A 20807-nucleotide genomic window follows, 5' to 3' on the forward strand; every position below is an offset into this window, starting at 1 on the left:
ACCCGCTCTTGCCTTTGATTTTCTTCTTCCATTCCGTGGCGGGCCGCGCAGGAAACTGTCAGGGGCCGGGCGGGTGGGCTGCGCGGGGGTGTCCGCCGCATGGATGCGGCGGCCAAGCTTACAGGGACGTACTTGCAGCGTCCTCCGCGCAGCCCACCCGCCCGGCCAAGCCCATGAAGCCGGTCGACTAACAGTCGACCCTACCAAGCTGTCGCCACGAGGGGCTCCGCCGTTGGCCGGACACCCCGCGACAAACCCGCGCACGTGCGCAATCCCCACGAACGTCGGACAATGGAGACCTTGGCGGCCCGCCGCGCCGCCCCTCCCGCTTTCCGCTGCAAGGATTCCCCCATGGCCGCCCGCAAGTCCTCCGCCCCCCTGATCGAAGTCACCGCCCGCCCCGGCCAGCCGCTGGGCATGGCGCCGGCCACCTTCCTGCGCGACTTCTGGCAGAAACGCCCGCTGCTGATCCGCAACGCCTTCCCCAATTTCCAGACCCCGGTGCAGCCGGAAGACCTGGCCGGGCTGGCCTGCGAGGAAGGCGTGCTGGCGCGCCTGATCGAGCACGACAAGACCCAGGACGGCTGGCGCGTGCGTACCGGCCCGTTCCAGGAAGACGTGTTCCCCGCCCTGCCCGACCACGATTGGACCCTGCTGGTGCAGGACGTGGACAAGTGGGACCCGGACGTGCGCGCCCTGATCGAGCACTTCAGCTTCCTGCCGCGCTGGCGCATGGATGACGTGATGATCAGCTTCGCCGCCACCGGCGGCTCGGTCGGCGCCCATGTCGACCAGTACGACGTGTTCCTGCTGCAGGCCCACGGCCATCGCCGCTGGCAGATCGATGCCAGCGAATCGATCAAGGGCAGGCAGCCGCCGCTGGGCTTCCGCCCGGACGTGGAGCTGAAGCTGCTGAAGGTGTTCAAGCCCACCCACGACTGGGTGCTGGCGCCGGGCGACATGCTCTACCTGCCGCCGAACGTGCCGCACCACGGCGTCGCCGAAGACCCCTGCCTGACCTTCTCCTTCGGCATGCGTGCGCCGTCCTCGGCCGAGCTGATCAGCGACTACCTGGACACCCTGATTGCCGATGCCGACGAGAACATCCGCTATCAGGATGCCGACCTGAAGGTGCCGGCCGACCCGAACGAGATCGACACGGTGGCGATGGCGCGGGTGATCACCGCGCTCAACGCCATCCGCATGAACGACCCGGACAAGCTGGGTGACTGGTTCGGCCGTTTCATCACCACCTACCGCGCCGCCGGCGAAGTGATGGCTCACCAGGCCGCTCCCGCACCGGAGGAAGTGGTCCAGGCCCTGGCCTCAGGCCTGCTGCTGCAGCGTCACCCCTGGGCGCGCCTGGCCTGGCGCCGGGCCAAGCGTGGCGCCAGCCTGTACGTCAGCGGCCAGGACTTCGCGCTGCCGGTGAAGGACGCGCAGCGCCTGGCCGGCGCCGAGCAGCTCGATGCCGCCGCCTATCGCGGCCTGTCCGACAAGGGCCGCGCGGTGGTCCAGCAGCTGTTGGCCGGTGGCGTGTTCCAGCTGATCGATCCGAACGAGGTGTATGACGCTGAAGATGAGGATGACGGCGAAGACGCCGTGGTGCTCGGCGAAGTGGTTGAAGGCCGTGACCGTGTCGACGCGATCGACGCCGACGCGGTGTCCGACGATGTCCACACCGTGACCGTGCACGACGACGGCGTCGAGGTCATCGTCAACTTCGAGGATCACGACGAAGACGACAGCGACGACGGTCGCGCCTGAGCCCTGCCGCCATGGTCCGGGTCCAGCAGGTCAGCCACGCCGACGCCCACGTTGCCATCCACGACGTGCGCCAACGCGTGTTCGTGCAGGAACAGGGCATCGCCGCCGAACTGGAACGCGACGCGCTGGACCCGGTCAGCGCCCATGTGCTGGCGCTGGACGCCGAAGGCCTGCCGGTCGGCACCGGCCGCCTGGCCCCCGATGGCCGCATCGGTCGCATGGCGGTGCTGGCCGACCATCGCAGCCAGGGCGTCGGTGAGGCCCTGCTGGAGGCACTGGTGGAGGCCGGGCGCCGGCTCGGCCTGGCCGAACTGCACCTGCACGCCCAGCTGCCCGCCCGCGACTTCTATGTCCGCCAGGGCTTCCTGCCCGAGGGCGAGGTGTTCGAGGAGGCCGGCATCGGCCACCAGCAGATGCGGCGGCGGCTGGGCGCGGCCAGCGCCATCGACAGCCGCGCCGAGGCCGTGGCGGCCACTACCGCCGTCATTCACCGCGCCCGTCGCCAGCTGTGGCTGCACAGCCGCCAGCTCGACCCGGGCCTGCTCGACACGCCTACGGTGCAGGCCGCGCTGCGCCGCTTCGTCACTGCCCGCCACGACAAGCAGCTGCGGGTGATCGTGCACGATGCCGCTGCGATCGCCGCTGCCGGCGCCCCACTGCTGGCGCTGGCCCAGCGCCTGCCCAGCGTGGTCCGGTTCCGCGAGGTCAGCGATCCGGTCGACCGTGCGTTGGCCTCGGCCTGCCTGCTCAACGATGCGGGCGACTTCTACTTTCGTCTGATCGGCCATCGCCTCGACGGCGAGGCCGGCATCGCACTGCCTGCACGTTCGCAGCCGTTCGAGCAGCAATTGCTGCGTGTCTGGGACCGTTCGCGCGATTACAGCGAACTGCGCGCGCTCGGCATCTGAGCCGGCGCCGCCGACCCAACCTGTCTGGAACCGGCACCCGAGGACGCGGGTTGCCCGCGGCAATGCCCCTTCGTGGCCCGTTGGGGGTACAATTTGGCTGTTTGAACGCGCCCGCGCAGGGCTATTCATCATTCCTGCCGGGTCCTTCTGAAGCCATACCCCACAAAGCGAATCAACACCCTCCATCGTGGACAATCAACTGAAGCAGTTTGCGCAATCTTCGCAACTCGCCGGCGGCAACGCCTCCTATGTCGAGGACCTGTACGAGCAGTACCTGGTCTCCCCGGATAGTGTCGATCCCAAATGGAAAACCTACTTCGATGGCTTCAAGGGCCGTGAAGCAGGTGACATTCCGCACTCGGCCGTCATCTCCCACATCGCGGACGCGGCCAAGGATGCGCTGAAAGCTGGCACCGGCAGCGGTGCGGGCGACGAGCGCGAGCGCAATGTCGGTCGTCTGATCACCGCCTACCGCTCCCGTGGCCACCTCGACGCCCGCCTGGACCCGCTGGGCCTGGCCGCACCGGTCAACACCCCGGACCTGGGCCTGCCGTTCCACAGCCTGTCCGATGCCGACCTCAACAGCGAGTTCAGCACCGGCGGCGTCGGCGGCCAGCCGCGCATGAAGCTGCGCGACCTGCTGGCACGCCTGAAGGCGACCTACACCGGCTCGATCGGTGCGGAGTTCATGCACATCTCCGAGGTCGAGCAGCGCCAGTGGATCTACAAGAAGCTGGAAGCGGCCGGTGGCAACTACCAGCTGGACGCTGACACCCAGCGCCGCACCCTGGAGCGCCTGACCGCGGCCGAAGGCCTGGAGCGCTACCTGCACACCAAGTACGTCGGCCAGAAGCGGTTCTCGCTGGAAGGCGGCGACTCGCTGATCCCGATGATGGACACCATCATCCGCAGCGCCGGCAAGGATGGCGTCAAGGACGTGGTGATCGGCATGGCCCACCGCGGCCGCCTGAACGTGCTGGTCAACACCCTGGGCAAGAACCCGCGCAAGCTGTTCGACGAGTTCGAGGGCAAGTTCGAGCACGACGAGCACGCTTCGGCCGGCGACGTGAAGTACCACATGGGCTTCTCCGCCGACGTCGCCACTGAAGGCGGCCCGGTGCACCTGGCGCTGGCGTTCAACCCGTCGCACCTGGAAATCGCCGACCCGGTCGTGGCCGGTTCCGTGCGTTCGCGCCAGGAGCGCCGCAAGGACACCGCCCGCAAGCAGGTGATGCCGATCCTGATCCACGGCGACGCGGCCTTCTCCGGCCAGGGCGTGGTCATGGAGCTGTTCCAGATGTCGCAGGCCCGCGGCTTCGCCGTCGGTGGCACCGTGCACATCGTGGTCAACAACCAGGTGGGCTTCACCACCTCCAACCCGCTGGATACGCGCTCCACGCGCTATGCCACCGACGTGGCGAAGATGATCGCCGCGCCGGTACTGCACGTGAACGGCGATGATCCGGAAGCGGTGGTGTTCGCCGCGCAGCTGGCCTTCGAGTTCCGCCAGAAGTTCGCCAAGGACGTGGTCATCGACCTGATGTGCTACCGCCGTTGGGGCCACAACGAGGCCGACGAACCGGCAATCACCCAGCCGCTGATGTACCAGGTGATCCGCAAGCACCCGACCACCCGCGAGATGTACGCCGAGCAGCTGGAGAAGGCAGGCGTGATCGCCGCCGGTGCCGGCAAGGCGATGGTCGATGCCTACCGCGAGAAGCTGGACGCCGGTGAAGTGACCACCGAACTGGCCAAGGTCGAGAAGACCCCGCCGAGCAGCCCGCTGTTCGTCGATTGGCCGAAGCTGCTGGAAGGCAAGCTGTCCGACCCGGTCTCGACCAAGGTCGAGAAGAACAAGCTGGTCGAACTGGCCAGGCTGATCAACACCATCCCGGACGAAGTGCAGCTGCACTCGCGCGTGGCCAAGGTCTACGACGACCGCCGCAAGATGGCCGCCGGCGAGATTCCGGGCGACTGGGGCTTTGCCGAGAACCTGGCCTACGCCACCCTGCTCGACGAAGGCCATGCACTGCGCCTGGTCGGCCAGGACGTCGGCCGCGGTACGTTCACGCACCGCCACGCGATCCTGCACGACCAGAAGACCGACAACTACTACATGCCGCTGCGGCAGCTGGTGGATTCGCCGGAGAAGGCCACCGTCATCGACTCGCTGCTGAGCGAAGAAGCGGTGATGGCCTACGAATACGGCTTCTCCACCACCGATCCGAACACGCTGTGCATCTGGGAAGGCCAGTTCGGCGACTTCGCCAACGGCGCCCAGGTGGTGATCGACCAGTTCATCGCCGCCGGTGAAGCCAAGTGGGGCCGCATTTCCGGCCTGACCCTGCTGCTGCCGCACGGCTATGAAGGGCAAGGCCCCGAACACAGCTCGGCGCGCCTGGAGCGCTTCCTGCAGCTGTGCGCGCTGGAGAACATGCTGGTGGTCGTGCCGTCGACTCCGGCCCAGGCCTTCCACATGCTGCGTCGCCAGCTGCACATGACCACCCGCAAGCCGCTGGTGGTGATGTCGCCGAAGTCCCTGCTGCGCCACAAGCTGGCGGTGTCGACCCTCGACGAGCTGGCCAACGGCGAGTTCCAGCACCTGATCGGCGACGCCAATGCCGACGCCAAGAAGGTCAAGCGCGTGGTGCTGTGCTCGGGCAAGGTCTACTACGACCTGCTGGAGGACCAGACCAAGCGTGGCCAGGACGACGTGGCGATCATCCGCGTGGAGCAACTGTATCCGTTCCCGCGTGCGCTGCTGGCTGCCGAGCTGAAGAAGTACGGCAAGGCCACCGACGTGGTGTGGACGCAGGAAGAACCGCAGAATCAGGGCGCGTGGTACCAGATCCGCCACCACCTGCAGTTCTGCCTGGCCGATGGCCAGAACCTGCACTACGCCGGTCGCGCACGTTCGGCCTCGCCGGCTGCCGGTCACATGGCTGACCATGTCCGCGAGCAGCAGCAGCTGATCGCCGACGCACTGGTCAACCCGTTCAACGACCAGGTCGCTGAATAACTCTCCCCCCTATTTAGAAGACAAACCAGGAAGCTCCCGCAATGGCCACCGAAGTCAAAGCCCCGGTACTGCCCGAATCCGTCGCCGACGGCACCATCGCCACCTGGCACAAGAAGGTGGGCGACGCCGTCAAGCGCGACGAAAACCTGCTTGACCTGGAAACCGACAAGGTCGTCCTGGAAGTGCCGTCGCCGGTTGACGGCGTGCTCAAGGAAATCAAGTTCAAGGAAGGCGATACCGTGACCTCCAGCCAGGTCGTGGCGATCATCGAAGAAGGCGCCGTAGCTGCGGCTCCGGCCCCGGCCGCTGAAGAGAAGAAGGCTGAAGCCGCACCGGCCGCCGCTGCTCCGGCCGCTGCCGCTGCGCCGGCCCCGGCTGCCAAGTCGGCCGCCGACGCGCTGCCGCCGGGCGCCCGCTTCACCGCCATCACCGAAGGCGTGAACCCGGCCGACGTCGACGGCACCGGCCGTCGTGGCGCGGTGACCAAGGAAGACATCGTCAACTTCGCCCGCAACGGCGGCGCCGGCAAGGCCGGTGGCGCACGTCCGGAAGAGCGCGTGCCGATGACCCGCATCCGCAAGCGCATTGCCGAGCGCCTGATGGAGTCGAAGAACTCCACCGCCATGCTGACCACCTTCAACGAAGTCGACCTGTCCAAGGTTTCGGCCGCGCGCAAGGAGCTGCAGGACGAGTTCGTCAAGGCCCACGGCATCAAGCTGGGCTTCATGAGCTTCTTCGTGAAGGCCGCTGCCAACGCGCTGCAGCGCTTCCCGCTGGTCAACGCCTCGATCGACGGCGACGACATCATCTACCACGGCTACTCGGACATCTCGATCGCCGTGTCGACCGAGAAGGGCCTGGTCACGCCGGTCCTGCGCAACGTCGAGCGCATGTCGTTCGCCGACATCGAGAAGACCATCGCCGACTACGCCAAGAAGGCACGTGACGGCAAGCTGGGCCTGGAAGAACTGCAGGGCGGCACCTTCACCGTGACCAACGGCGGCACCTTCGGTTCGCTGCTGTCGACCCCGATCATCAATCCGCCGCAGAGCGCCATCCTGGGCATGCACGCCATCAAGGAGCGTCCGATCGCCCAGAACGGCCAGGTCGTGATCGCGCCGATGATGTACCTGGCGCTGTCCTACGACCACCGCATCATCGACGGCAAGGACTCGGTGCAGTTCCTGGTGGACATCAAGAACCAGCTGGAAAACCCGGGCCGCATGCTGTTCGGCCTGTAAGAAACCTCCCGCCCCTCCGCGCCTGCGCGGAGGGGTTCTGGTAATGCATCAAGGAATAATTCAATGGCTGAACAATTCGACGTCGTCGTCATCGGTGCCGGCCCGGCCGGTTACCACGCTGCCATCCGCGCGGCCCAGCTGGGCCTGAAGACCGCCTGCATCGACGCAGCGCTGGGCAAGGACGGCAAGCCGGCCCTCGGCGGCACCTGCCTGCGCGTGGGCTGCATCCCGTCCAAGGCGCTGCTGGATTCCTCGCGCCAGTTCTGGAACATGGGCCACATCTTTGGCGACCACGGCATCAGCTTCAAGGATGCCAAGATCGACGTCGAGGCGATGATTGGCCGCAAGGACAAGATCGTCAAGCAGTTCACCGGCGGCATCGGCATGCTGTTCAAGGCCAACAAGGTCGCCGCCTATTACGGCTTCGGCCAGCTGCAGCCAGGCAACGTGGTCAAGGTGAAGCAGCACGACGGTTCGGAAGTCGAGCTGAAGGGCACCAACGTCATCATCGCGGCCGGTTCGGATTCGATCGAGCTGCCGTTCGCCAAGTTCGACGGCGAGACCATCGTCGACAACGTCGGCGGCCTGGACTTCACCGAAGTGCCGAACCGCCTGGCGGTGATCGGCGCCGGCGTGATCGGCCTGGAACTGGGCAGCGTGTGGAAGCGCCTGGGCGCTGAAGTGACCATCCTGGAAGCCATGCCGGAGTTCCTGGCCGCTGCTGACGCCGAAGTGGCCAAGACCGCTGCCAAGGAGTTCAAGAAGCAGGGCCTGGACATCAAGCTCAATGCCAAGGTTTCCAAGACCGAGATCACCGGCAAGGGCAAGAAGAAGGAAGTCATCGTCACCTACACCGACGCCGAAGGCGAAAAGACCCTGACCGTGGACAAGCTGCTGGTGGCCGTGGGCCGTCGCGCCGCCACCAAGGGCCTGCTGGCCGAAGGCACCGGCGTCAAGGTCAACGAGCGCGGCCAGATTGAAGTCGATGCGCACTGCCACACCGGCGTCGACGGCGTGTGGGCGGTCGGCGACTGCGTGCGCGGCCCGATGCTGGCGCACAAGGGCTTCGAGGAAGGCATCGCGGTGGCTGAGCTGATCGCCGGCCTGCCGGGCCACGTCAACTTCGACACCATTCCGTGGGTCATCTACACCGAGCCGGAACTGGCCTGGGTCGGCAAGACCGAAGCCCAGCTGAAGGCCGAGGGCATTCCGTACAAGGCCGGCAGCTTCCCGTTCGCCGCCAACGGCCGTGCCGTGGCGATGATCGAGCCGGCGGGCTTCGTGAAGATCCTGGCCCATGCCGAAACCGATCGCATCCTCGGCATGCACCTGGTCGGCGCCAACGTCTCCGAGCTGGTGCACGAAGGCGTGCTGACCATGGAATTCAGCGGCTCGGCCGACGACCTGGCCCGCATCTGCCACGCCCACCCGTCGCTGTCGGAAGTGATCCACGACGCGGCGATGGCGGTCAGCAAGCGCGCCATCCACAAGGCGAACTGATCGTTCGCGGGTTGTGCCGGCCGCTGGCCGGCATGGCCGGATGCAAGGAACCCCGCTTCGGCGGGGTTTTTTGTTGCTCATTTCCCTGTAGTGCCGAGCCCACGCTCGGCTGCCCTGCACAGGCCGCCGAGCATTGGGCTCGGCGCTACACCTTTCCGGCCGGCTTCTTCGGCGGATCGTCACAGATGCGGTGCTGGACCACGGTTCCACCCGCCTTCCACTCCTTCACCACCCGGCAGCGCTCCCTGGGCTTGACCGCCCTGGCCGCTGCAGCATCCGCCTCATCGGCAGCGGCGGCCTGCTGTCGTTCCAGCCATGCGGACGACGGTGACACCGGTGTGGCCGGTGCCGGCCCCGCAAGCAATGCCAGCGCGACCAGCATCACCGCCCTCATGCCGCCACCGGGCCGCCGCCGAGCAGGCGCGCGGGCAGCATGAACAGCGCGCGCAGGAACGCAAACAGCGCCGAGAACGTGATGCCGACCAAGCGGAACGGCAGGCTCAGCAACCAGACAAACGGCCACGCGATCAGGGCGAGGACCGCCAGCGGCCAGCACAGCACGAACAGCACGCACCACACACCGAGCGCGAACAGGGTCTTCATCACGGTCTCCTTGTGGCGGCACCTTGCCGCCTGCCGACACGTTGGCGCCCTGCCCTTGCCGCGCGCAAACGGTTTGCGACGAAACCGGGCTGGGGGCGATGAAACCGACCCAGCGCCGGTGCAACGCCGAGCCCATGCCCGGCTGCGCTTCGTGGCGACCGCATGGAACCGGCGCTGCACGGGGGCGCCGACAGCGGCTCCTGCCGCTGCCTTGGGCTCTACAGCGCCCGATGGCGGTTGCCGGCCAACGGCCGGCACGACCGTTACTCGAACGAACCGACCGAATCGTGGGCCAGGTTGTCGAATCGGGTGTATTCGCCAAAGAACTTCAGCTTGCACGAACCGGTCGGGCCACCACGGTGCTTGCCGATGATGATCTCGGCCAAGCCCTTGTCTGGCGAATTTTCCTTGTTGTAGTAATCGTCGCGGTAGATGAAGACGATCATGTCCGCGTCCTGCTCGATTGCGCCCGATTCGCGAAGGTCGGCCATCACCGGGCGCTTGTCGGTACGCGTTTCCAGCGAGCGGTTGAGCTGCGACAACGCGATCACTGGAACGTTCAGTTCCTTGGCCAGGCCCTTCAGCGAACGCGAGATTTCCGAGATTTCAGTCGCGCGGTTCTCGCTGTTGCCCGGCACGCTCATCAGCTGCAGGTAGTCGATCACCACCAGGCCCAGGTCATGCTCGCGCTTGAGGCGGCGGCACTTGGAACGCAGCACTTCAGGCGACACGCCGGGCGTGTCGTCGATGAAGATCTTGGTTTCCTTCAGCATCTTGATTGCGCTGGTGACACGGCTCCAGTCCTCGTCTTCCAGCTGGCCGGTACGCAGGCGCTGCGCGTTGATGCGGCCATTGGAGGAAATCAGGCGCATCGCCAACTGCGCGGCCGACATTTCCATCGAGAACACGGCCACGCCTTTCTTCGATTTGATCGCTGCGTACTCGGCGATGTTCAGTGCGAAGGTGGTCTTGCCCATGGCCGGGCGCGCGGCAAGGATGATCAGGTCGGTCGGCTGCAGGCCGGAGGTCATTGCGTCGAAATCGGTATAACCGGTCGGCAGGCCGGTAATGTTGCCGCCATTCTCGAAACGACTGCGCAGCTCTTCGAAGGCATCCTTCAGTGCACCGGGCATCGCCACGAAATCGGTACGGCCGCGTGCGCCCTGTTCGGCGATGGCGAACACGCTCTTTTCTGCCGAGGCCAGCAGCTCGCTGCTGTCACGCCCTTCGGGCTGGAAGCCGTCGTTGACGATATCCGTGCCGACCTGGATCAGCTGCCGCAGCACCGCCTTGTCACGCACGATCTCGGCATAGGCCACGATGTTGGCGGCTGACGGCGTGGTACTGGCCAGCTCGACCAGGTAGGCGCCATCACCCACCAGTTCCATCTTGCCCTGCGATTCGAACCACTCGCCCAAGGTCACCGCATCGAACGGCCGCTCGCGCTCGGACAGCTCACGGATTGCGCGATAGATCATCTGGTGGTCGCGCCGGTAGAAGTCGCCTTCGGTCAGCTGGTCATTGACCCGGTCGTAGGCCTCCGGGGCCAGCATCAGGCCACCCAGCACCGCCTGCTCGGCTTCCACCGAATGCGGCGGTACCCGCAGCTGGTCGATGCGCGACTCGTCGCGTTCGCGATCGAAGCCATCACCGCGCTCTCTGCGGTTGGAACGGAAGCCGGGGCGAGCGGACATGCTGCGATGTTTCCTGCAAAAGTGGGCGAGACGAGTGTAGGCATGTGCTGCCCCCGGCGGCGATGGACAAGCCTGTGGATAAACCGTGGGAAAACGGGGGATATCCGCCGGTACCTGGCCAGACTGGCGTGGGAGCGTCGCACTGCCTGCGACGGGCGCCGTTGCGGCGCCCGAGCACGCATTATCGCAGATGGGGGTGTCGACCGCTGGCGTCAATCGCCCTTGACGTGCACCGCGATCAGCGCCAGGAACCGGTCCATATAGCCCTGCAGGAATTTCTGCGTGCCCTCGTTGTGGACCGTGCCGTCGGCATCGATCAGGCCGTCCTTGAAATGAATGAATGCCTCTGGCTGGCCGAGCACGTGCATGTCCAGGAAGGCCAGGCTGTTGCGCAGATGCTGCTGGGCCACGGCGGTGCCGATCTGGCCGATGGAGGCGCCGATCACCGCCGCCGGCTTGCCGGCAAACGCACTGTCACCATACGGGCGCGATCCGATATCGATGGCGTTCTTGAGCACGCCGGGCACCGACCGGTTGTACTCGGGTGTCACGAACAGCACCGCGTCGGCGGCGCGCACCTGGTCCTTCAGCCGGGTGCCCTGCGGCGGATAATCGGCGTCGAAATCCTGGTCGTACAACGGCAGATCGCCGATCTGCACATACTGGAAGCGCGCGCGATCACCGGCGAGCTTCTCCAGCGCATGGGCCAGCTTGCGGTTGCAGGAATCCTTGCGCAGGCTGCCAACGAACACGGCGATGGTGGGGACGGACATCGGGACATACTCCTCACGGTGCGGGAGCACCAGCCTAGTCGCCGGGCCCTTGCAGGCCGGTGAAGATCAGCCGCCCGTCACGCCCGCGCGCACCTGCCGCCAATGCGCCTGCCACGCCTGGAACATCAGCACGTTCCACAGATGGGTATGCCACTTGCGCTGGCCGCCGAGGAACTGCTGCCACAGCGGCTGTATGGCGGCCGCCGACAGCACGCCCTCCCGCTCCAGCCGTGCCGCCTGCAACAGGTCTTCGGCCCACGGCCGCAGGTCGCCCTTCAGCCAGTCACTGACCGGTGCGCCGAAACCGCGCTTGGGACGGTGCACCATCGACTGCGGCACATAACGGCCCAGCACGCGCTTGAGCAGCACCTTGCTGGTGGTCTCACTGCGCTTGAAGCCCAGCGGCAGCGACCAGGCGAACTCGGCCACGCGTGAATCCAGCAACGGTGCGCGCGCTTCCAGGCTGACCGCCATCGAGGTCCGGTCGACCTTGCACAGCAGATCATCCGGCAGGTAGGTCAGGTAATCGGCCAGCATCATCGCGTCGGCCGGTGTGCCGGCGCCGTGCAACGGATCGGCCAGATCATAGAAGCTGCCGGCAGCCTGCGCGCCCGGCACTGCCGCTGTCGGGTCGCGCCAGCGCGAGATGCGGTTGCGGTACACGTCACCGATGCCACGCGCGCCGGACTCGGCCAACAGCGCGGCCAGGCCGCCGGTACGCGAGGCCTCGCCCTGCTGCTGGGAGCGCGCGCCCATCCAGCGCCGCAGCGGCCCAGGCACGCGCCCCAGCATCTGCCAGTTGCGCAGCGCGCGCACATAGCGGGTGTAGCCGAAGAACAGTTCATCGCCACCATCGCCGGAAAGCGCCACGGTCACGCCCTGCCGCGCCAGCCGGGCGACCAGCGCGGTCGGTACCTGCGAGGCATCGGCGAAGGGTTCGTCAAACATCGCCGGCAACTGCGGCACCACCGCCAGTGCATCGGCGCCACTCACGTAGAGTTCGGTGTGGTCACAGCCCAGGTGCGCGGCCAGTTCCTTGGCCAGCGGCGCCTCGTCGTGGCTCGAATCGGTAAATCCGATGCTGAAACTGTGCACCGGCTGCCCGCTCTGCGCCTGCATCAGCGCCGCCACCAGCGACGAATCGGTACCCCCGGACAGGAACACGCCCACCGGCACGTCGGCCACCATGCGCAGCGCCACTGCGTCGCGCAGCAGCCCGTCCAGCTGCTCCTCGGCCTCCTCGATGCGGCCCTGGAACGGCGCAGCCAGCGCCGCCTGCATGCGTGCACGTGCATCCCAGTAGGGGCGCTGCGCCTGTTCCGGGCGATGCGCCGAAGCGCCCGCCGCCACGGCTTCGGCATCCAGGCGCAGCACGCGGCCCGGCATCAGCTTGTAGCAGCGCTGGTGGATGCTGTGCGGGGCTGGAATGTAGTCCAGCCGCAGCAGCAGGGTCAGTGCGTCACGGTCGATGTCGTTGTCGAAGGCCGGGTGCTGCCACAGCGCCTTCAGTTCGGAGCCGAACACCAGGGTGTCCCCGGCCCAGCCGTAGTACAACGGCTTCTTGCCAACGCGGTCGCGGGCCAGCCACAGGCATTGCTGCTGGCGGTCCCACAGCGCGATGGCGAACATGCCGTTGCAGCGCTGCAGGGTGTCTTCCATGCCCCATTGCAGGATCGCTGCCAGCAGCACCTCGGTGTCGGAGTGACCACGGAAGACATGCCCCAATGGCTCCAGTTCTGCACGCAGGGCAGCGAAGTTGTAGACCTCGCCGTTGTACGCCATCACATAGCGGCCGTCGGCCGAAGCCATCGGCTGGTGGCCCAGCGGCGACAGGTCGAGAATGCTCAGGCGACGGTGTGCCAGCGCGATGCCTGCACCGGCATCGACCCAGTTGCCGCCATCATCCGGCCCGCGATGGTGCAGCGCTTCGCCCATGGCCAGCACCTGCGCCTGCAGTAGCTCGGCCGACGCCACAGGCGCCGGCAACAACATTCCCGCCAATCCACACATGCATCAAGGTTCCTGCGCCAGTTCAAGGGCGGCGCCAATCACCGCATTGTCGCTTGGAAGCCCGAACATTGCTGCCCCCGCCAACGGGGTGTAGGTATCGGCACCGCAGACCCGGCGCAGTGGCAGATGGCCGAAACCGGCCTCGACCAGTGCGGTCACCACGCCCTCGCCCACCCCGCCACTGTGCCGGCCCTCGTCCAGCACCAGCACCCGCCGTGCGCTGGCGGCCTGGGCGGCGATGAAGCCGGCATCCAGCGGCACCAGCCAGCGCAGGTCGACCACCCGCACCTGCCAGCCCAGCTGCTGCCCGATGGCTCGCGCTGCGCGCAACGCCATCGGCACGCCGTTGCCATACGTGTAGACCACCAGATCGCCCGCCTCCGGCCCGTAAACACGGCCTTCGCCCGGCACCAGTGCCCGGCCCTGGGCCGGATAGTCGAACAGCCACTGGCCATCGCCCGGCTCATGCAGGTCCTTGCTCATGTACAGCGCGATCGGCTCCAGGAACACGGCCACGCGCCCATCCACCCGGGCCAGCGCCGCCAGCGTGCGCAACATCATCACCGCATCGTCGCCGCGCGACGGGCAGCCGACCACCAGCCCGGGGATGTCGCGCAGGGCGGTGATCGAGTTGTCGTTGTGGAAGTGGCCGCCGAAGCCCTTCTGGTAGCCCAGCCCGGCCACCCGCAGCAGCATCGGGTTGCGGTACTGGTCGTTGGAGAAGAACTGCAGCGAACAGGCCTCGCCACGCAACTGGTCGATGGCATTGTGCAGGTAGGCCAGGTACTGGATTTCCGGAATCGGCAGCATGCCCATGTTGGCCAGGCCTTGCGCCATGCCCAGGATCATGGTTTCGTCCAGCAGGGTGTTGAACACCCGGCGTGGCCCGAAGCGGCGCAGCAGATCCTTTGTGACAGTGTACACACCGCCCTTCTGGGCCACGTCCTCGCCGAACAGCAGGCTCTGCGGATACTTCGCCAGCAATTCCTGCAGGCCGTGGTTGATCTGGATCGCCAGATGCCGCGGCGCCTGTCGTTCGGGCAATGCCTCGATACCACCATAGAGTGCCTCGCGCGCTTCGGCAGCGACCTCGCGCTGCGCTTCGGCCTGCACCGCTGCCGGCGTGTACGGTGCGAGCGGCGCCATCACCTCCCGCAGCGACCCCAGCTTCGCCCCGCCTTCAGCCTCGGTGGCAGCGGCCATGCAGCGCGCACGCATCGTCTCGTAGGCCGTCTCGATCGCCGCCGCATCCATCCAGCCCGACTCCAGTGCGATCTGCGCCGAGCGCAGCAGCGGATCCTGCGCCTCGGCCGCGCACAGCTCCGGCAACGCCCGCCATTCCACTTCGAAGTCGGTGCCGGCGTGGCCCATCAGGCGCGTGGTGCGCAGATGCAGGAAAGTCGGTCGCCGCGTTCGCCGGCAGTGTTCCACCGCAGCCTGCACCTGGGCGTGCCCGGTGGCCAGGTCCAGCCCATCGGCGAAGAAATAGTCCAGCCCCGGCTGGTGGCTGAAGCGCTCGGCGATCCAGCCATCGGGGGTCTTCACCGAGATGCCCAGGCCGTTGTCCTCGCAGACGAACAGGATTGGCGCCGGCAGTTTCTGGTAGGCCGCCCACATCGCGGTGTTGAACGCCGTCTGCGCGGTAGCGTGATTGGCCGAGGCGTCGCCGAACGAGCAGAGCACGATACTGTCGGCGGGAACCGGCAGCGCCTGCGCCAGCCGCTTGCCACTCTCGATGGCCAGCGCGGTGCCCAGCGCTTTCGGCAGGTGCGAGGCGATGGTCGAAGTCTGCGGCAGCACCCACAGCGGCTTGCTGCCCCACACTTTGTGGCGGCCACCACTGGCCGGATCATCGGCGCAGGCAGCGAAGGAAAGCGCAGCATCGCGCAACGGGTCGATGCCCGGCACTTGGCGCGAACGCTCGGCCATGAAGGCGCCGGAACGATAGTGCAGGAAGGCAGGATCGGTGTGCCGGCAGGCCCGCGCCAGCAGCGCGTTGCCTTCATGGCCGGACGACCCGATGGTGTAGAAGACCTTGTTCTGCACGCGCAGCACGCGCGCCATCAGGTCCAGCTGGCGGCTGGCCAGCTGCGAGTCGAACAGTTCATCGAAGGCGGCAGCGGTGAGCGTACTGCCGGGCAGGATCGGAGCATCTGCCGCGGGTCGCGGGCGCGGCGTCCCGCGCCACCCGCGCACCGCCTCAAGGAAATTGACGTCGCACACCTCGGCGCGGTTGAGCCCCCGCATGCGTGCGGGAATCGGATCCGGAACCACAGCGAACATCGAACACCCTCCGTGTCGTTGTTGCGTTCCGCCCGGCAATACCGGGCGCTACCCTGTGGGCATCAAGCCGCCTCGAAACGCGAGCGCACCTCGGCGGTCACCGCCGGCATCGGCAGGAAGCGCGGCTGCGCACGCACGCGCTGCAGCCAGGCGCGCACCTCGGGGAATGGCTCCAGGCTGATGCCGCCCTCGCCTGCCACGTCGGTGTAGGCAAACAGGGCGATATCGGCGATGCCGTAGCTGCTGCCGGTGAACCACTGCGCCTGGCGAAGGTGCTGCTCCATCACCGCCAACGCGGTGGCGGCACGCTCGCGCAGGCGTGGCAGTTCGGCACGGCGTGGCGAGTCGGGCGCCGTCCAGCCCCGGATGAAGCGCGCTACCGCCACGCACGGCTCGTGCGTGTACTGCTCGAAGAACATCCAGCTCAACGCCTGCGCACGCTCCCAGCCATCGCTGGGCAGGTAGGGCGTGCCTTCTGCCAGCCAGAACAGGATCGCGTTGGATTCGGTCAGCACGCGGCCGTCGTCGCGGACGATCAGCGGCACCTTGGCATTCGGGTTGAGCGCAAGGAATTCGGGCGTGTGGGTCTGGCCATGGGCACTGTCCACTTCCACCCAGCGGTAACGGCTCCCGAGCTGCTCAAGCAGCAGCCGGACCTTGTGGCAATTGCCCGAGACCGACATGCCATGCACCGTCAGCGGGACGCGCTCTTCCACCATTGCCTGCTCCATCGGATCCGGCCGGCGGCCGGCTGCGTGCAGTCTGGCAAGTGCGCCAGGGAATGCCAAGCGCGGATGCAGCATGGCACCCCGGTAGTGCCGGCCGCTGGCCGGCAATCGCACGAATGCTGCCGCAACATGGTTGCCGGCCAGCGGCCGGCACTATCAGGCAACGCTCAGCGCGCGCGTTGCCGCCACTGCTCGCGCGACTGGCCCCAGATCTGCATCGGCTTGTCGTTGTAAGGCGGCGGCAATTCGCCCATGCGCAGCAACCTGCTGCCGAGCTTGCGCGCGACCGCCCGCGAGTTGTCGTTGTTCTCGGCGATGGTATGGATCACCTCGTGCCAACCCAGCGTGTCGAAGGCCCAGTCGATCGCCGCGACCGCCGCTTCCGGCGCATAGCCCCGGCCCCAGCTGGCGCGGCGGATGCCCCAGCCGACCTCGGTACCCGGCCAGTCCTGCGGTTGCCAGGGGCCCATCCGCCCGATCCAGTCCCCGCTGGATTTTTCGATCACGCTGAACATCGAGAAGCCGAACAGCTGCCAGGCGCCAGCCAGGCTGCAGAAGCCGCGCCAGGCTACCGAAGGCGGCTGCACGCCACCGAGGGTGCGCATCGTTTCCTCGTCGGCGCAGAACGCCAGATAGGGTTCGTAGTCCTCGCGCCGCAGCGGGCGCAGGATCAGGCGCTCGGTTTCCAGGCGCAGGTCGAAGATGCTCATGCCGACTCCATGTCGAAGGGGCCACCATGATGGTGGATTCGGCCTCCACACGGATGAATGCCGCGCTCACAACGAAACGGGCCGGCATGCGCCGGCCCGTCGGGTACAGCACGTATTCTGGATTACTGGCGCGTGGCCGCAGTGGCGCCGGCAGCAGCGGTCTGCGTGACCAGCTGGCCATCGACCACCGGCAGGCGATCGCTGGCCGGCTTGTTGTCCATGCGCACGGTCTTCTCGGCGCCGTCGTAGCGGTAGGTCACGTTGTAGCCCTTCACCACGTCATTGGTGCCCATGGCGATGCGGTTGCCCGGCTTGCTGGCCATGCGCATGGTACCGGTGGTGCCGTCTTCGTTGCGGTAGGTCACGTTGTAGCCGGTAACACGGCTCGACTCGGAGGTGGCGGTCTCGGTGTGGCACTGGCGCTCGGTGCGGTTGACCACGCGGCCCCCCACGTGGCGCTTGTCGATCTGGTTGCCGATGAAGCCACCGGCCACCGCGCCTGCGGCGGTCGCGGCCTTCTTGCCGTTGCCGCCGCCAACCTGGTTGCCGAGCAGGCCGCCGACCACGGCGCCGACCACGGTGCCACCGACGTTGCCATCACGCTCCGGCAGGCGTTCCTGCACGGTCACGTCCTGGCACACCTCGTGCGGGGTCTGGGTGGTGGAAGTCTCGCGCACCGGATCGGTGCCGATCACAGTGGCGTAGGCCTTCTGCTTCTCGGTGATCGGGTCGACCTTCAGCACGTCGGCGTATTCCAGCCCACGCGGCGCAGACGGGTCGAGCCTGTCACCACGTGCGCCATCGTCGGTGGCACTGCCGTCGACCAGGCGCGACTCGCCATTGGGGGTGGTGGCGCTGATGGAATCGGGCGATTTGTCGCCACTCTTCATGAAGGCGGCGGTGGCGATGCCACCGACCAGCAGCGCGCCCGCTGCGACCAGGACAGTTGTAGTTGTGCTTTTCATGACCTGCTCCTTGCGGACCATCCGCAACGTTCTCGAACCAGATTGCAGCATGCGCTGCCTGAACGGAATCTCCACATTTCCTGCTCATTCCTGTAACCCATTCAGCATCGGGAAATGCTGGGCCCGTGGTAGCGTTTGCATATTCCCCACGAGGATTTCCGCCATGGCCAACCCGATGCTGCTGCCGGTACTGCAATGGGCCCGCCGGCTGCGCTACCCCACCCTGTTCAAGCTTACAGCGGGCCTGTTCGTGCTGACGCTGTTCATCCCGGACCCGATCCCGTTCGTCGATGAGCTGGTGCTCGGCTTCGGCACCCTGCTGCTGGCCAACTGGAAAAGCCGCCACGCTGCCACGGTTGCGCCGTCGCTGGAACAGCGTTGAGCCCGCTGGTCGACAGCCACTGCCACCTCGATGCCGGCGAGTTCGACAGTGACCGCAGCGCCGTGATCGCGCGCGCGCAGGCCGCTGGCGTGCGCCTGCAGGTGGTGCCGGCGGTGACCGCGGCCAGCTGGCCGAAGCTGCGCGTGGTCTGCCAGCAGGCGCCGGGGCTGCATCCGGCCTACGGGCTGCACCCGATGTTCCTGGCCGAGCACCGGCCCGACCATCTGCCGCTGCTGCGCGAATGGATCGAGCGCGAACGCCCGTGTGCGATCGGCGAATGCGGGCTGGATTTCTTCGTCGAGGGGCTGGATGAGGAGGCGCAACAGGCATATTTCATCGGTCAGCTGCAACTGGCCCGCGAGTTCGAGCTGCCGGTAATCGTGCACGCGCGACGCGCGGTGGACGCGGTGATCGCCGCGATCCGCCGTATCGGCGGCCTGCGCGGCGTGGTGCACAGCTTTTCCGGCAGCCCCGAACAGGCTGCGCAGCTGCACCGGCAGGGCTTCCTGCTCGGTCTCGGTGGTCCGCTGACCTACGAACGCGCGCAACGGCTGCAGCGCCTGGTGCGCTGGATGCCGCTGGAACAGCTGCTGCTGGAGACCGACGCGCCCGACCAGCCTGACGCCGGCATCCGCGGCCAGCGCAACGAGCCGGCACGGCTGGCGGTCATCGCCCGCCATGTCGCGGCACTGCGCGGAATGGACGTTGAAGCCGTTGCACATGCGACGACGGAGAACGCGCGACGGCTGTTCGCTCTGCCAGCGTTGTAACGGGCGGCGGACCCGCCACCGGGCAGGGCCCGGCGCTACCGGCTGCACTTACGTGTTGATCGAATCGGCGACGATCAACGGCAATGCCGGCCAGCGGCCGGCGTCTGCCGTCATGCGTCGGCGTGGGCTTCAGCCACGTCGGCCTTCACCTTCTTCGGCTCCAGCAGCATTTCCAGCGCCTTGCCCACTGCGGCGAAGGCGAACGCACCGGTGATGTGGGTCGCTGCCCCCAGGCCTGCACCACAATCGAGCTTCAATGCCGCATCGGCGCCCAGGTTCGGCCGGATGCCGCAGACACTGCCATCGGCCTGCGGGTACTTCACGTTCTCCAGCGAATACACCGCCGGCACGCCAAAGTAGCGCTTGGCATTCCTAGGGAAGTTGAACTCGCTGCGCAGCTTCTTGCGGATCAGTGCCAGCATGGCATCGTGCTCGGTGCGCGAGACATCGCGGATGCGCACCAGGGTCGGATCGGTGCGACCACCGGCAGCCCCCACGGTCAGCAGCGGCAGCTTGCGGCGACGGCACCAGGCGATCGTCTCGACCTTGACCCGGAAGCTGTCGCAGGCATCGATCACCAAGTCGAAGCCACGGTCCAGCAACTCGGCCATGTTCGACACGGTCAGGAATGCCTGCACGGCATCGACCTCGATGTCCGGGTTGATCGCGCGGCAACGCTCGGCCATCGCCTCGGCCTTGTTGCGGCCGTAGTTGCCTTCCATCGCCGGCAGCTGCCGGTTGGTGTTGGACACGCAGATGTCATCGGCATCGATCAGGGTCAGGTGGCCGACCGCAGAGCGGGCCAATGCCTCCACCACCCACGAGCCGACGCCGCCCATGCCCACCACCGCCACGCGGCTGCCCTGCAGGCGCTCGAGTGCGCCCACGCCATACAGCCGTTCGATGCCGGCGAAGCGTTGTTTGACCAGTTCGTTCATGCCGCTATTTTAACGTGCACCTGCCGGCACCTGCTGCGCGCCGGCATCGAACCCACCGTTGCACGCCGGAGAGCCTGCCATGAACGCCAGCCCGCCCCGCCGCCCGTCCCCTGCCTACCGTTACCTGTTCGTGCTCGGCCTGGGCCTGCTGATCGGGCTGGTCGCCACGGTGATGGTCGGCCGTGCCCTGCAGTCCCGCCGCGACCCGTTCCCCGACAGCCTGATGCAGGTGATGCAACGGCAGTCGCAGCTGCTGCTGCAGGCCCAGCAGCAGAACCGCTGCAGCCTGGCCGACAGCGTGCCGCGGTTGCAGGCAATGCGCTTGCTGTCCAACGACCTGGATCTTGCCTTCCCCGGGCTGAAGGACAGCGCGCAGTTCCAGCAGCATGCCAGCCAGCTGCGCGGCAGCCTCAATGCCGCCTTGGCCGCGCCGCCCAGCGACTGCACGGCCCTGGCGCAGGTGGTGGAAGCGGTGCAGGCCGATTGCCGCGCCTGCCACCAGGACTTCCGATGAGC

18 protein-coding genes are annotated in these 20807 nt (G+C 67.1%); 8 read left to right on the forward strand and 10 right to left on the reverse strand.

The window, feature by feature from the left end; genetic code table 11:
* Positions 1–351: 351 nt before the first annotated feature.
* The 5 genes from AC5P6A_RS17495 to lpdA all read left to right on the forward strand — a co-directional run bounded on the left by AC5P6A_RS17495 (position 352) and on the right by lpdA (position 8435).
* Positions 352–1767, forward strand: a complete 1416-nt coding sequence (locus tag AC5P6A_RS17495; RefSeq protein ID WP_180876626.1) for a JmjC domain-containing protein — start codon at positions 352–354, stop codon at positions 1765–1767.
* An 11-nt stretch (positions 1768–1778) separates the two neighbouring features.
* The gene (locus AC5P6A_RS17500; RefSeq protein WP_346715085.1) at positions 1779–2675 is read left to right on the forward strand and encodes a GNAT family N-acetyltransferase; all 897 of its coding nucleotides are present in this window, start codon (positions 1779–1781) and stop codon (positions 2673–2675) included.
* Between the two features lie 187 nt (positions 2676–2862).
* Positions 2863–5694, forward strand: a complete 2832-nt coding sequence (locus AC5P6A_RS17505) for a 2-oxoglutarate dehydrogenase E1 component (protein WP_019660410.1) — start codon at positions 2863–2865, stop codon at positions 5692–5694.
* Positions 5695–5735: 41 nt separating this feature from the next.
* The gene (gene sucB, locus AC5P6A_RS17510; protein ID WP_019660411.1) at positions 5736–6935 is read left to right on the forward strand and encodes a dihydrolipoyllysine-residue succinyltransferase; all 1200 of its coding nucleotides are present in this window, start codon (positions 5736–5738) and stop codon (positions 6933–6935) included.
* Between the two features lie 63 nt (positions 6936–6998).
* Complete coding sequence (gene lpdA / locus AC5P6A_RS17515) at positions 6999–8435, forward strand: dihydrolipoyl dehydrogenase (RefSeq protein ID WP_019660412.1); 1437 nt, start codon at positions 6999–7001, stop codon at positions 8433–8435.
* A 145-nt stretch (positions 8436–8580) separates the two neighbouring features.
* Here lpdA and AC5P6A_RS17520 read toward each other — a convergent pair whose 3' ends face one another.
* From AC5P6A_RS17520 to AC5P6A_RS17560, 9 genes are all read right to left on the reverse strand, one after another.
* Positions 8581–8829, reverse strand: coding sequence for a hypothetical protein (locus tag AC5P6A_RS17520; RefSeq protein ID WP_134735836.1), 249 nt, complete (start codon positions 8827–8829; stop codon positions 8581–8583).
* A complete protein-coding gene (locus AC5P6A_RS17525) occupies positions 8826–9038 on the reverse strand; it encodes a hypothetical protein (protein ID WP_021203037.1) in 213 nt (70 codons plus the stop codon). Before AC5P6A_RS17525 ends, AC5P6A_RS17520 begins: the two co-directional genes overlap by 4 nt.
* Before the next feature lie 263 nt (positions 9039–9301).
* Entirely contained in the window at positions 9302–10732 is a 1431-nt protein-coding gene (locus AC5P6A_RS17530; protein WP_021203036.1) for a replicative DNA helicase, read from the reverse strand.
* Positions 10733–10944: 212 nt separating this feature from the next.
* Positions 10945–11505, reverse strand: a complete 561-nt coding sequence (locus AC5P6A_RS17535) for an NADPH-dependent FMN reductase (RefSeq protein WP_021203035.1) — start codon at positions 11503–11505, stop codon at positions 10945–10947.
* Between the two features lie 66 nt (positions 11506–11571).
* Entirely contained in the window at positions 11572–13515 is a 1944-nt protein-coding gene (gene asnB / locus AC5P6A_RS17540) for an asparagine synthase (glutamine-hydrolyzing) (RefSeq protein WP_171952823.1), read from the reverse strand.
* A gap of 3 nt (positions 13516–13518) precedes the next feature.
* On the reverse strand, positions 13519–15798 hold the full coding sequence (locus AC5P6A_RS17545; RefSeq protein ID WP_155029826.1) for a thiamine pyrophosphate-dependent enzyme: 2280 nt from the start codon (positions 15796–15798) through the stop codon (positions 13519–13521).
* A gap of 62 nt (positions 15799–15860) precedes the next feature.
* Entirely contained in the window at positions 15861–16517 is a 657-nt protein-coding gene (locus AC5P6A_RS17550; protein ID WP_171952824.1) for a glutathione S-transferase family protein, read from the reverse strand.
* A 176-nt stretch (positions 16518–16693) separates the two neighbouring features.
* Positions 16694–17236, reverse strand: a complete 543-nt coding sequence (locus tag AC5P6A_RS17555) for a GNAT family N-acetyltransferase (RefSeq protein WP_019660420.1) — start codon at positions 17234–17236, stop codon at positions 16694–16696.
* Between the two features lie 122 nt (positions 17237–17358).
* Complete coding sequence (locus tag AC5P6A_RS17560; RefSeq protein ID WP_026347069.1) at positions 17359–18201, reverse strand: glycine zipper 2TM domain-containing protein; 843 nt, start codon at positions 18199–18201, stop codon at positions 17359–17361.
* 163 nt (positions 18202–18364) lie between these two features.
* Between AC5P6A_RS17560 and AC5P6A_RS17565 the strand changes: the two genes are divergently transcribed.
* The gene (locus tag AC5P6A_RS17565) at positions 18365–18583 is read left to right on the forward strand and encodes a DUF6116 family protein (protein WP_019660422.1); all 219 of its coding nucleotides are present in this window, start codon (positions 18365–18367) and stop codon (positions 18581–18583) included.
* Positions 18580–19353 carry a TatD family hydrolase gene (locus AC5P6A_RS17570; RefSeq protein ID WP_171952826.1) on the forward strand — a complete coding sequence of 258 codons (774 nt, stop codon included), beginning with the start codon at positions 18580–18582 and terminating at the stop codon, positions 19351–19353. Before AC5P6A_RS17565 ends, AC5P6A_RS17570 begins: the two co-directional genes overlap by 4 nt.
* Before the next feature lie 110 nt (positions 19354–19463).
* On the opposite strand, the gene AC5P6A_RS17575 is transcribed toward AC5P6A_RS17570, so the two are convergent.
* A complete protein-coding gene (locus AC5P6A_RS17575) occupies positions 19464–20291 on the reverse strand; it encodes a tRNA threonylcarbamoyladenosine dehydratase (protein ID WP_019660424.1) in 828 nt (275 codons plus the stop codon).
* A gap of 79 nt (positions 20292–20370) precedes the next feature.
* Between AC5P6A_RS17575 and AC5P6A_RS17580 the strand changes: the two genes are divergently transcribed.
* Complete coding sequence (locus AC5P6A_RS17580; protein WP_134735840.1) at positions 20371–20805, forward strand: cytochrome c; 435 nt, start codon at positions 20371–20373, stop codon at positions 20803–20805.
* The last annotated feature ends 2 nt before the right edge of the window (positions 20806–20807 follow it).

The sequence above is a fragment of the Stenotrophomonas sp. YJH_SMC_20 genome, assembly GCF_059367845.1.